The sequence below is a fragment of the Streptomyces jeddahensis genome (assembly GCF_001642995.1).
Taxonomy (GTDB): Bacteria; Actinomycetota; Actinomycetes; order Streptomycetales; family Streptomycetaceae; genus Streptomyces; species Streptomyces jeddahensis.
Genome location: NZ_LOHS01000038.1, coordinates 53,582 through 64,967, shown reverse-complemented (window position 1 = coordinate 64,967; position 11,386 = coordinate 53,582). Strand labels below are relative to the sequence as shown.

Genomic DNA, 11,386 nt, shown 5'->3' with positions numbered 1-11,386 from the left:
GTCGGTGACGGCTGGCCCTGCCGTATCTTGATCGCTATGCAGACGAGCCCAGGTCCGCTGCCCAACTCCCGTACCGAGCCCGACGGTTCGGCCGTCGTCCGAGTGCTCAGCTACAACATCCGGTCCATGCGCGACGACACCGCCGCGCTCGCCCACGTGATCAGCGCCTGCGCGCCCGACCTCGTGCTGGTCCAGGAGGCGCCGCGGTTCTTCCGCTGGCGCAAGAAGCTGGCCCGGCTCGCGGCCGCCTCCGGTCTGGTGACCCTCTCCGGCGGGGCCACCGCGGCGGGCCCTGCGCTGCTGTGCTCCCTGCGCGCCACGGTGGAGCGGACCGAGGACGTCCTGCTGCCGCTCACGCCCGGCCTGCACCGCCGCGGCTTCGCGACCGCGGTCGTACGCTTCGGGGGCGCCGCCCGGCTCGGCGTACTGAGCTGCCACCTGAGCCTGCAGAAGGACGAGCGGTACGAGCAGGGCGGGATGCTCCTCGACCGGCTCGCCGGGATGGGCGTCCCGTACGCCGTCGCGGGCGGGGACATCAACGAACGTCCGGACGGGCGGACCTTCCGGCGGCTGGCCGGTGAGCTGCGGGACTGCTGGGCCGCCAAGCCATGGGGCGCCGAGTACACGTCGACTCCGGACGATCCGCACCAGCGCATCGACGCGATCTTCGCGACGCCCGGCGTGGAAATCCTCGGCTGCGGGGTTCCTGTGGGTCACCCTGGTGTGCACGAGAGGGACCTGAGGGCGGCCACGGACCATCTGCCGGTCCTGGCCGCCCTCAGAATTCCCCCAGCCTGAGCGCTCCGCTGGGAGTGCCGCAATGTGCCCGTCGATCGTCTGCGGCGCCGTCGTGGCTGGTCGCGCCCACGCGGCGGAGCCGCATATCGATACAGCCCCGCGCCCCTTCAGGGGCGCTGCCGTCAGACGACGGCCCCGCGCCCGGGGTCGTCGTCATCCTCCTCGTCGTCCTTCATCCGCACCACGAGCGTGGCGAAGCCGCCGAGGAAGCCGCCGATGCCGAGCGTCGCCAGCCACCAGGTCATGTCCCAGCCGAGCAGTATGGCGAGGAGCAGCAGGACCGGGCCGCCGAGGACGGCCAGCCAGGCGAACTTGGCCGTGGTGTCGGCCGCGGGCAGGGGCGGCGGCTCCGGCGGTACGAAATGTCCCTCGTCGTCCGCGTCGAAGTCGTCGTCGGACGGTTCCGGCGCGACGTAGTCGCGGGGGCCGACGCCGGGGGCGAAGGAGATGGAGCTGCCCAGAGGCTTGCCGGGCTCCTCGGCGCCACCGGGCTTGCTGCGTGCGTCCGGGGAATCCTTGTCGGCCGGGTCCGTATCGGCGTCCCCGTCCCTGTCCGCGCCGGCCGGGCCCTGGCTGTTGTTGTGCTCGATCTCCAGCAGCGCCAGGTCCTCCACGGACTTGAACGGCTTCGCGCCGGGCGGGTCCGGGGGCTCCTCGCCGTACCCGGCGACGATCGCCTTCCAGGCGGCCTCCTCGTCGAAGGGCACACCCCGCTCCTCCGGCTCGCGGCCCTCGTCGCGGTCGGGTTCCCTTCGGTCCTGCTCAGCCACCGGTGGCCGTCCCTTCCCTGTCCCCGACCGGCTCCTCGGTCCCGCCGGCCGTGTCGCCCTCGCCGGACCGCTCGGCGCCGTCGGTGGCGCCGGGCGCGAGCCGGCCGACGAAGGCATGGCTCTCCTCGAAGATCCGGTCCGCGTCATGGTCCAACGTCGCCACGTGGTAGCTCTGTTCCAGCAGGATCTCCGTGACGTCCGTGGAGGACACGCGGCTGAGGATGCGGGCCGAGTCGGCCGCCGGCACCACATGGTCCTGCGCGCTGTGCAGCAGCAGCAAAGGCTGTGTGACCTGCGGAAGCTCGCCGTCGACCAGCCGGAAGAAGATCCGCAGGGAGTGCGCGGCGTGCAGCGGCACCCGGTCGTACCCGATCTCCTGGGCGCCCTCCTTGGCGATGTCGCTGGTGATGCCCTTCGTCGTCCTGACGACGTGCCGCGCGACCGGCAGCGCGTACGCCGAGAGGCCGTGCACCTTGTTCGCCGGGTTGACCACCACGACACCGCTGACCGCGTCCCCGTGCCTGGCCGCGAGCCGCAGCGCGAGCGCCCCACCCATGGACAGACCGGCGACGAAGACCTGCTTGCACCGCTCGAGGAGCGCGCGCAGCTCGCGGTCCACCTCCGCGTACCAGTCCTGCCAGGTGGTGAGCTGCATGTCCTCCCAGCGCGTGCCGTGCCCGGGCAGCAGCGGCAGCGAGACGGTCAGCCCGCGACCCGCCAGATACTCCGCCCAGGGGCGCAGCGACTGCGGGGAACCGGTGAAGCCGTGACAGAGGAGGACGCCGACCTCTCCGCCCTCGTGGCGGTACGGCTCGGCTCCGGGAAGGACCGGCACCTTCGGTCTCCAGTTCATGAGGCTCGGACGGGGTACCCCCGGCAGTAGTCCGCCGACTACGTGCGTGGACGTGCTTCGGAGGCGTACTTCACCGTACGCGACCGCACTGACACCGACCAGATCCGGGCAGCGGCTGACCGGCCCTCCTCAGGCGGAGAGCGGGCCCGGCACGGGTTAAGGTCTGATCCACGGAAACAGGAGGCACTCGGGTGATCTACGAGGCATTGAAGTTCTCCATCGGAGGGCCGCTGAAGCTCGCCTTCAGGCCCTGGGTGGAAGGACTGGAGAACGTTCCCGCCGAGGGCCCCGCCATCCTGGCGAGCAACCACCTGTCCTTCTCGGACTCCTTCTTCCTGCCCGCCGTCCTCGACCGGAAGATCACCTTCATCGCCAAGGCCGAGTACTTCACGACGCCCGGCGTCAAGGGACGGATGACCGCCGCCTTCTTCAAGGGCGTCGGGCAGCTGCCGGTGGACCGCTCCGGCGCGCGGGGCGCGGGCGAGGCGGCCATCAAGAGCGGCATCGAGGTCATCGAGCGCGGCGAGCTGTTCGGCATCTACCCGGAGGGCACCCGCTCGCCCGACGGCCGCCTGTACCGCGGCAAGCCCGGCGGCCTCGCGCGCGTGGCGCTCGCCACCGGCGCGCCGGTCATCCCGGTCGCGATGATCGACACCGAGAAGATCCAGCCGCCGGGGAAGGTGGTCCCGAAGCTGATGCGCCCGGGCATCCGCATCGGCAGACCGCTCGACTTCACGCGCTACCAGGGCATGGAGAACGACCGGTTCGTGCTGCGCGCGGTGACCGACGAGGTCATGTACGAGATCATGAAGCTCTCCGGGCAGGAGTACGTCGACATCTACGCGACCGCCGCGAAGCGGCAGATCGCGGAGGCCGCGAAGGCCGAGAGGGAGGCGGCCAAGGCGGAGGCGAAGGCCCAGGCTCAGGCGCAGGCCAGAGCGGTGGCGGGGGCCGGCGGCAAGGACACGGCGGAGCAGGACAAGGCCGGCTCGTAGCGGCGTCGGCGCAACGGCGGACGCCGGGGGTTGGGGGGAAGCATGGCCAAGCGCGAGCGAGTCATGAGGATGTCGGTCGAGCAGCCGCTGTGGCGTGCGCTCACCGCGTACCGCGTCCTCACGATGGCGTACGCGATCGCGCTCTTCGTCTCCGCGTACGACGAGTTCGTCCGGCCCTGGGTGGCCGTCGCGTACTTCTCGGTGCTGCTCGTCTGGACCCTGGCCACGCTGCGCCAGGTCTCGGGCGCGGCGAGCTGCACCAAGCCCTTTCTCGTCGTCGACCTCACCATCGCGCTCACCGGCATCCTGCTGACACCGGTCGCCGACGCGCACGAGCGGATCGTGGCCGGCGGACCGACGCTGCCGACCATATGGACGGCGGGCGCCGTCCTCGCGTACGCCCTCAAGGGCGGCTGGCGCTGGGCAGCCGTCGCCTCCGCGCTCGTCGGCGTCGCCAACATCGTCCAGCGCGGCGCGCTCAGCCAGGACACCTTCCACAACGTCCTGCTGGTCTGGGTCGCCTCCATCGCCATCGGCTACGTCGTCGAGGTCGCCCGCGCCTCCGAGCGCACCCTTGCCCGCGCCCTGGAGATCGAGGCCGCGACCCGCGAACGTGAACGGCTCGCCCGCGACATCCACGACAGCGTGCTGCAGGTCCTCGCCATGGTGCAGCGCCGCGGCACGGCGCTCGGCGGCGAGGCCGCCGAGCTCGGCCGTATGGCGGGCGAGCAGGAGGCCGCCCTGCGGGCGCTGGTCGCGGGCGGCCTGGTAACCGCATCGCACGCGTCGGAGGACGCATCGCAGGGGGCGGTCGTACGGGTGGTGGAGGTACCGGACGACGAGGACGCGGCGGGCGAGCCGTGCGACCTGCGGTCGCTGCTCGCTCCGCACGCCGGGGCGCGGGTCACCTTCTCGGAGCCGGGCGCCCCGGTGCTGCTGGCGCCCGCCGCGGCGAGGGAGGTCGCCGCCGCTGTCAGTGCCGCCCTGGACAATGTCCGCAACCACGCCGGTGACGGCGCGCGGGCCTGGATCCTCGTCGAGGACGAGCCGGACGCGGTGATCGTGACGGTGCGGGACGACGGCCCCGGCATCCCGGAGGGACGGCTTGCCCAGGCCGAGGGGGAGGGCCGCCTCGGTGTGGCCCTGTCGATCCGGGGCCGGCTGCGGGACATAGGGGGCACGGCCGAGCTGGTCTCGGTACCGGGCCAGGGCACAGAGGTCGAACTGAAGGTTCCCAAGGTTTCAGGGGGAAGGCGGCTCAGCGATGAGTGAGAACAACGAAGCGGCTGCGCAGGACCAGGAGTTGACGCACGGGCGGGAGCAGGCGTCGGTGCAGTCGCAGGGGCGGGAGCAGACCCCGGTGCCGTCGGAGGGGCGGATCAAGGTGATGGTCGTCGACGACCATCCGATGTGGCGGGACGCCGTCGCCCGCGATCTCACGGAGTCCGGCTTCGACGTGGTCGCCACGGCGGGCGACGGCGAGCAGGCGGTGCGCCGCGCCCGCGCCGTGGAGCCCCATGTGCTCGTGCTGGACCTCAACCTGCCGGTCAAGCCGGGCGTCCAGGTCTGCAAGGAGCTCGTCGCGGCCGACCCGGCGCTGCGGGTGCTCGTCCTGTCCGCGAGCGGCGAGCACGCCGACGTCCTGGAGGCGGTCAAGTCCGGTGCCACGGGCTATCTGCTGAAGTCGGCCTCCACGGAGGAGCTGATCGACGCGGTGCGCCGCACGGCGGTCGGCGACGCCGTCTTCACGCCCGGCCTCGCAGGTCTGGTCCTCGGCGAGTACCGCAGGCTCGCCTCCGAGCCCGCGCCCTCCACACCGGACGAGCCCAAGGCGCCGCAGCTCACCGAGCGCGAGACCGAGGTGCTGCGGCTCGTCGCCAAGGGCCTGAGCTACAAGCAGATCGCCGAACGGCTCGTCATATCGCACCGCACCGTGCAGAACCACGTGCAGAACACCCTCGGCAAGCTGCAACTCCACAACCGCGTCGAGCTCGTCCGGTACGCGATAGAGCGCGGACTCGACGACGGAGCCTGACCGCCCGTCAACCGAGCCCGCAGGGGAAGCCCCTCGTTAGAGTGAAGGGCTTTCGATCAACCCCTCGATGATTCACCGGAATTGACGCGCCGCCCTGTCCCGGAGTGACGTGGGTCACCATTAGCGTGGCCTGCATCAGCTCAATTCGGAGCGAAGGGACATTTCCATGCGGGTCGGAGTACTGACCGGGGGCGGCGACTGCCCCGGGCTCAACGCCGTCATCCGGGGCATCGTCCGCAAGGGCGTGCAGGAGTACGGCTACGACTTCACCGGCTTCCGTGACGGCTGGCGCGGTCCGCTCGAGGGTGACGTCATGCCGCTGGGCATCCCCGCCGTGCGCGGCATCCTCCCCCGGGGCGGCACCATCCTCGGCTCGTCGCGCACGAACCCCCTCAAGGAGGAGAACGGCATCCGCCGGATCCGGGAGAACCTCGCGAAGTACGAGGTGGAGGCCCTGATCACCATCGGCGGCGAGGACACCCTGGGTGTCGCGGCGCGCCTCGCCGACGAGTACGGCATCAAGTGCGTGGGCGTACCGAAGACCATCGACAACGACCTGTCCGCCACCGACTACACCTTCGGCTTCGACACGGCCGTCGGCATCGCCACCGAGGCGATCGACCGGCTGCACACCACCGCCGAGTCGCACATGCGCGTGCTCGTCGTCGAGGTGATGGGCCGTCACGCCGGCTGGATCGCACTCCACTCCGGCCTCGCGGGCGGCGCCAACGTCATCCTGATCCCCGAGCAGCGCTTCGACGTCGACCAGGTGTGCGCCTGGGTGACCTCCCGCTTCAAGGCGTCGTACGCGCCGATCGTGGTCGTCGCCGAGGGAGCCATGCCCAAGGACGGCGACATGGTGCTCAAGGACGGCTCGCTCGACTCCTTCGGCCACGTCCGGCTCTCCGGCGTCGGCGAGTGGCTGGCAAAGGAGATCGAGCAGCGCACCGGCAAGGAGGCCCGCACGACCGTGCTCGGCCACGTCCAGCGCGGCGGCACCCCCAGCGCCTTCGACCGCTGGCTCGCCACCCGCTTCGGGCTGCACGCGATCGACGCGGTGCGCGACGGCGACTTCGGCACGATGGTCGCCCTCCGCGGCACGGACATCGTCCGCGTCCCGCTCGCGGAGGCCACCGCCAAGCTGAAGACGGTGGACCCGAAGCTGTACGAGGAGGTCGGGGTCTTCTTCGGCTGACCTGGAGTGTTCTCCGGCCGGCCTGGAGTGTTCTCCGGCTGACCTGGGGCGCTCTCTCCTCGCGTGGCACGCCTGGGCTATGGGCCGTATGTTCGCGATATCGGCCTATAGCCCAGCAACACCGGAGAAGTCGTGGAAATCATCGCTTTCGGGGTGCAGTCCGATGAGAAACCGCTGATCGAGAAGGCATTCGCAGGGCATCACGACATCCGGTGCCTCGACGTCTTCCTCAACGAGGACACCGCCCCCATCGCGGCCGGCCACGAGATCATCTCCACGAGTGTCAACGCCGATCTGGCCGGCCGCGTCCTGGAGATGCTCGCCGCCGGCGGAACGCGCATGGTCGCCCAGCGCTCCACGGGGTTCAACAACATCGACCTGGAGGTCGCCGAGCGCCTCGGCATCACCGTGGCCCGGGTCTCGTACTACTCGCCGTACTCGGTCGCGGAGTTCGCCTGGTCGCTGGCCATGGCCATCAACCGGCGCATCGTCCGCGCCTCGACCCGCACCCGCGACTTCGACTTCCGGCTCGACGGCCTGATGGGCCGCGACATGCACGGCCGCACTGTCGGAGTGCTCGGCACCGGCAAGATCGGCGAGGCCTTCACGCGGATCGCGCACGGCTTCGGCATGAACCTGCTCGGCTGGGACATCGCCGAGAACCCCGCCTGCGTCGAGCTCGGCATGGACTACGTCGAGAAGGAGCGGCTCTTCGCCGAGGCCGACCTGATCAGCCTGCACGTACCGCTGATGCCCGCGACGCAGAACCTCATTGACGCGGCGGCCCTGAAGAGCATGAAGAACGACGTGATCCTGGTGAACTCCAGCCGCGGCGGACTCATCGACTCCCAGGCCCTCGTCGACGAGCTGCGCAAGGGCCGCTTCACGGGCGTCGGCCTCGATGTGTACGAGGCGGAGGCAGGGTTGTTCTTCCTCGACAAGTCGCTGGAGATCGTCGTGGACGACACCCTGGCCCGCCTCGTCACCTTCCCGAACGTGCTGGTCACCTCGCACCAGGCGTACTACACCGAGGACGCCGTCGGCCAGATCATCGACACCACGCTGCACAACGTCCTGGACTACAAGGCGGGCCGCCGCTCCGACAACGTCCTGGTGCCCTCCGCTCCCAGGAGCTGACCCACGAGCTCCCGCACGATCGCCGCGCCGCGCAGCGACAGCACCGACTCGGGGTGGAACTGCAGCCCCGCGAAGCCGTTTCCGCGCAGTGCGTGCACCTCGCCCGTGGCCGCGTCCCGGCTGACTTCGATCCCGTGCGCCGCCAGCTCCAGGGCCGCGTCGTCGTCGCAGGCCGCCACGAAGCTGTTGTAGAAGCCGACGGTCTCCCGGCGCCCGAAGAGGTCGATGTCCGTCTGCGCGCCCTGGTACGGCACCTCCTTCCGCACGATCTCCAGACCCAGCTCCGCCGCGATCAGCTCGTGGCCGAGGCACACGCCCAGCACCCCGTGCCGGTGGCTGCCGAGGACCTCGGCGGTGAGTGCCCGCAGGAACCGCATCTTGGGGTCGCCGGTATCGCCCGGATCCCCGGGCCCCGGGCCGAGGACCAGCGGACCCTCGTGCGCGAGCACAGCGTCGCGCAGCCCCGGCTCGTCGTACCGCCGCACGGTCACCTCGAGACCCGACGCACGCAGTACATGCGCGAGCATCGCCGTGAACGTGTCCTCGCCGTCGACGACCAGCGCGTGCCCCTCCAGCGCCGACGACCTCTCCTGCATCCGCAGCCAGAACGGCGCGAGCCCGGCGCGGCGCCCGTCGAGGGCGGCCTGGACGCGCGGGTCGTCCGCAAGGCCCGGCCGGTCCCGCTCCTCGCGCGGCCGTCCCGGGCGCACCCCCAGCGCGGCCAGCACGCCCGCCGCCTTGGCATGCGTCTCGGCGACCTCGCTCATCGGGTCGGAGCCACGCACGAGGGTCGCGCCGACCGGGACCCGCAGTCGCCCCGCGGGGTCGATGTCGGCGGTACGGATGAGGATGGGGGAGTCGAGGGTCTGTGCGCCGCTCGCGTCGAGACCGACCAGCGCCAGGGCGCCTGCGTAGTACCCCCGCCCACCCACTTCGTGGCGCTCGATGACGCGGCACGCGTTCTGCACGGGCGACCCGGTGACGGTCGCCGCGAACATCGTCTCGCGCAGCACCTCGCGCACATCCAGGGACGACCGTCCCCGCAACTCGTACTCGGTGTGCGCGAGATGGGCCATCTCCTTCAGCCGCGGCCCGATGACGACACCGCCCATGTCGCCGACCGTGCACATCATCTTGAGCTCCTCGTCGACGACCATCGAGAGCTCCTCGATCTCCTTGCCGTCGGCGAGGAAGTCGAGCAGATGCTCGGGGGTGGGTCCCTCGGCCGGGTACCGGTACGTCCCGCTGATCGGGTTCATCACGACCGTCCCACCCGACATGCGGACGTGCACCTCCGGGCTGGCCCCGACCAGCGTCCGGTCGCCGGTGTGCACGACGAACGTCCAGTAAGCGCCGCGCTCGCCGACCAGCAGCCGCCGGAACAGCGCGAGGGCGTCCTCCCTGGTGAAGCCCGGGATCTCACCCTCGTACGTCCGCCGGATCACGAAGTTCGCGCCCTCGCCCCGCCCGATCTCCTCGCGCAGCACACGGCCGACGATCTCCGCGTACGCGTCGTCGGTCACGTCGAAGGCGCCGCCCTCGACGCGCACGTCATGGGCGGGAAGCTGCGCGAGCGCCTCGGCGAGCGGCATCTCGTACGCCTCCTCGGCGGTCAGCACCGCGAGCGGGGTGCCATCGTCCGTCACGTCGAAGCCACGCTCCCGGATCTGCCGGAAGGGGACGAGCGCGAGGCCCTCGTCGGGGAGGTCGGCGAGGCGGTCGTACGTGGCGACCGGGCCGACCAGCACCTCGACCGTGTCGTGATCACGACCCGGAGTGCGGCGGCGCAGCAGGGCGAAGGGCGGGCAGTCGGCGTCGAGCAGTCTGTGCAGGTCCACGGCGGGGTTCCTTCCCTGGGGCTTGTGCTGCTGGGAGGAACGGCCCGTGGAAACACCGAAGGCCGCCCCTCGGGCGGCCTTCGCGAGTCTGTGAGTACGCGCAGTCAGTGGGCCGCCGGATGAGCGGTCCACCACCAGTTCTGGGTCGTGTGCGCGAACATGCCCGGCACCCTACCCCATGCCGCGCCCCTGCGGCCCGAGACGTGGTTCCCGTCGTCGAAGACTGCTTCGAAGACGGCATCGCAGGCGCCGTCGAACGAGCACGCACCGTCTCACTTGCTGAGCGGGGTCGGGGGCGCCCGACACGACCCCGTAATGTGGGGGACGTGACCGTGAACGCTAAGTCCACCGCTGACGGTGGCAACACCTGGCGAGACCTGCCCGCGGCGCAGCAGCCCGAGTACCCCGATGCCGAGGCTCTGCGCGACGTCGTCGCGGAGCTCGAGTCGTATCCGCCGCTCGTCTTCGCGGGCGAGTGCGACCAGCTGCGCGCCCGGATGGCGGCCGTCGCCAAGGGAGAGGCGTTCCTTCTCCAGGGCGGCGACTGCGCCGAGGCCTTCGACGCCGTGTCCGCCGACCACATCCGCAACAAGCTCAAGACCCTGCTCCAGATGGGCGCCGTGCTGACCTACGCCGCCTCGGTGCCGGTCGTGAAGGTCGGCCGGATCGCCGGCCAGTACTCCAAGCCGCGCTCCAAGCCGACCGAGACCCGCGACGGCGTGACCCTGCCGACGTACCGCGGCGACTCCGTCAACGGCTTCGAGTTCACCGAGGAGGCCCGCGTCCCGGACCCCCAGCGCCTGAAGCGGATGTACAACGCCTCCGCCTCGACGCTGAACCTGGTGCGCGCCTTCACCACCGGCGGCTACGCCGACCTGCGCCAGGTGCACGCCTGGAACCAGGACTTCGTGAAGTCGTCCCCTTCGGGCCAGCGCTACGAGCAGCTGGCGCGCGAGATCGACAACGCGCTGAACTTCATGCGGGCCTGCGGCACGGACCCGGAGGAGTTCAAGACCGTCGAGTTCTACTCCTCGCATGAGGCGCTGCTGCTGGACTACGAGTCCGCGCTGACTCGTGTGGACTCGCGTACCGGCAACCTGTACGACGTCTCGGGCCACATGGTGTGGATCGGTGAGCGCACCCGCCAGCTGGACGGGGCGCACATCGAGTTCGCGTCGAAGATCCGCAACCCGATCGGCATCAAGCTCGGCCCGACCACGACGGCCGAGGAGGCGCTGCAGTACATCGAGCGCCTCGACCCCGAGCGCGAGCAGGGCCGGCTGACCTTCATCGTGCGGATGGGCGCGGACAAGATCCGCGACCGGCTGCCCGAGCTGGTCGAGAAGGTCACGGCCTCGGGTGCCGTGGTCGCCTGGGTGACCGACCCGATGCACGGCAACACGTTCGAGGCGGCCTCCGGCCACAAGACGCGCCGCTTCGACGACGTGCTGGACGAGGTCAAGGGCTTCTTCGAGGTCCACAAGGCGCTGGGCACCCACCCGGGCGGTATCCACGTGGAGCTGACCGGTGACGACGTCACCGAGTGCGTGGGCGGCGGCGACGAGATCTTCGTCGACGATCTGCACCAGCGCTACGAGACGGCCTGCGACCCGCGGCTCAACCGCAGTCAGTCGCTGGACCTGGCCTTCCTGGTCGCCGAGATGTACCGGGACCAGTAAGGACCTGGACCAGTAAGGACCTTCGGCAGGCCTTCTACGCAGGAGTGGGGCGCGGATCCGTGTGATCCGCGCCCCACCGGCGCATC

The 11,386-nt window shown here is 70.8% G+C and carries 11 protein-coding genes; 7 read left to right on the top strand and 4 right to left on the bottom strand.

Annotated elements, in window-relative coordinates:
• Positions 1-36: 36 nt before the first annotated feature.
• Complete coding sequence (locus STSP_RS05140) at positions 37-798, top strand: endonuclease/exonuclease/phosphatase family protein (RefSeq protein WP_067272623.1); 762 nt, start codon at positions 37-39, stop codon at positions 796-798.
• A 122-nt stretch (positions 799-920) separates the two neighbouring features.
• Here STSP_RS05140 and STSP_RS05135 read toward each other — a convergent pair whose 3' ends face one another.
• Together STSP_RS05135 and STSP_RS05130 are read right to left on the bottom strand one after the other, a co-directional pair.
• Positions 921-1,568 carry a hypothetical protein gene (locus STSP_RS05135; RefSeq protein WP_067272621.1) on the bottom strand — a complete coding sequence of 216 codons (648 nt, stop codon included), beginning with the start codon at positions 1,566-1,568 and terminating at the stop codon, positions 921-923.
• Positions 1,561-2,403 (bottom strand): alpha/beta hydrolase, encoded by an 843-nt coding sequence (locus STSP_RS05130; RefSeq protein ID WP_067272618.1) that lies wholly within the window; start codon positions 2,401-2,403, stop codon positions 1,561-1,563. The genes STSP_RS05135 and STSP_RS05130 overlap by 8 nt, the downstream gene beginning before the upstream one ends.
• Positions 2,404-2,615: 212 nt before the next feature.
• On the opposite strand from STSP_RS05130, the gene STSP_RS05125 reads away from it, so the two are divergent.
• From STSP_RS05125 to STSP_RS05105, 5 genes are all read left to right on the top strand, one after another.
• Complete coding sequence (locus tag STSP_RS05125; RefSeq protein WP_107441200.1) at positions 2,616-3,416, top strand: lysophospholipid acyltransferase family protein; 801 nt, start codon at positions 2,616-2,618, stop codon at positions 3,414-3,416.
• 42 nt (positions 3,417-3,458) lie between these two features.
• The gene (gene macS, locus STSP_RS05120) at positions 3,459-4,688 is read left to right on the top strand and encodes a MacS family sensor histidine kinase (protein WP_078066893.1); all 1,230 of its coding nucleotides are present in this window, start codon (positions 3,459-3,461) and stop codon (positions 4,686-4,688) included.
• A 115-nt stretch (positions 4,689-4,803) separates the two neighbouring features.
• A complete protein-coding gene (locus STSP_RS05115) occupies positions 4,804-5,451 on the top strand; it encodes a response regulator (RefSeq protein ID WP_067272644.1) in 648 nt (215 codons plus the stop codon).
• Between the two features lie 166 nt (positions 5,452-5,617).
• Positions 5,618-6,646, top strand: coding sequence for a 6-phosphofructokinase (locus tag STSP_RS05110; protein ID WP_067272613.1), 1,029 nt, complete (start codon positions 5,618-5,620; stop codon positions 6,644-6,646).
• Between the two features lie 132 nt (positions 6,647-6,778).
• Complete coding sequence (locus STSP_RS05105) at positions 6,779-7,783, top strand: 2-hydroxyacid dehydrogenase (protein WP_067272611.1); 1,005 nt, start codon at positions 6,779-6,781, stop codon at positions 7,781-7,783.
• On the opposite strand, the gene STSP_RS05100 is transcribed toward STSP_RS05105, so the two are convergent.
• Together STSP_RS05100 and STSP_RS41110 are read right to left on the bottom strand one after the other, a co-directional pair.
• Positions 7,726-9,621 (bottom strand): anthranilate synthase family protein, encoded by a 1,896-nt coding sequence (locus STSP_RS05100; RefSeq protein ID WP_067272608.1) that lies wholly within the window; start codon positions 9,619-9,621, stop codon positions 7,726-7,728. The two genes, STSP_RS05105 and STSP_RS05100, sit on opposite strands and share 58 nt — an antisense overlap.
• Before the next feature lie 104 nt (positions 9,622-9,725).
• Complete coding sequence (locus STSP_RS41110; RefSeq protein ID WP_078066895.1) at positions 9,726-9,782, bottom strand: trp operon leader peptide; 57 nt, start codon at positions 9,780-9,782, stop codon at positions 9,726-9,728.
• Positions 9,783-9,947: 165 nt separating this feature from the next.
• Between STSP_RS41110 and STSP_RS05095 the strand changes: the two genes are divergently transcribed.
• A complete protein-coding gene (locus tag STSP_RS05095; protein WP_067272605.1) occupies positions 9,948-11,300 on the top strand; it encodes a class II 3-deoxy-7-phosphoheptulonate synthase in 1,353 nt (450 codons plus the stop codon).
• The last annotated feature ends 86 nt before the right edge of the window (positions 11,301-11,386 follow it).